This is a genomic window from Catenulispora pinisilvae (genome assembly GCF_015356865.1).
GTDB classification, from domain to species: domain Bacteria; phylum Actinomycetota; class Actinomycetes; order Streptomycetales; family Catenulisporaceae; genus Catenulispora; species Catenulispora pinisilvae.
Map to the genome: position 1 here is coordinate 1 of NZ_JAAFZA010000624.1, position 387 is coordinate 387.

Here is a 387-nt window from a genome sequence, read left to right on the forward strand (position 1 = left end):
CTCCCGCCCAGCAGCCCCCGGCTCCCGCTCCCGCTCCCGCGTCCGAGCCGCCCACCATGGTCGACACTTCCGCCGGCATGGAGACCATGGCCATCCCGATCCCGCGCCCGGTGGACCCGGCGGATGAGCCGACCCACGTCACCCGCGCCGATGAGCCCGGTCCGGGGGCGTGGCCGCCGCCGCATCAGCAGTAGCGGTACCAGTAGCAGCAGTGACCTTCGCCACTTTCTGAGTGGCCGTTGTCCGGGCCCGTGCGTCTGTGCGCGCGGGCCCTTGGCGTCCCCTGTCACGCCTACACTTGAGCAATGCCCCTGCACCGTGATGAAGGCGTTGTCCTGCGGACCCGCAATCTCGGGGAGGCGGACCGCATCATCACGTTCCTCACCC

1 protein-coding gene and 1 pseudogene are annotated in these 387 nt (G+C 70.8%); both read left to right on the forward strand.

Annotation, left to right across the window (positions count from 1 at the left end; translation table 11 throughout):
- A pseudogene (locus IZR01_RS49645) lies at nucleotides 1-194 on the forward strand (hypothetical protein); the annotation flags it as partial.
- 111 nt (nucleotides 195-305) lie between these two features.
- The coding region (locus tag IZR01_RS49650) for a recombination protein O N-terminal domain-containing protein (RefSeq protein ID WP_194927937.1) at nucleotides 306-387 on the forward strand (82 nt) is incomplete at its 3' end.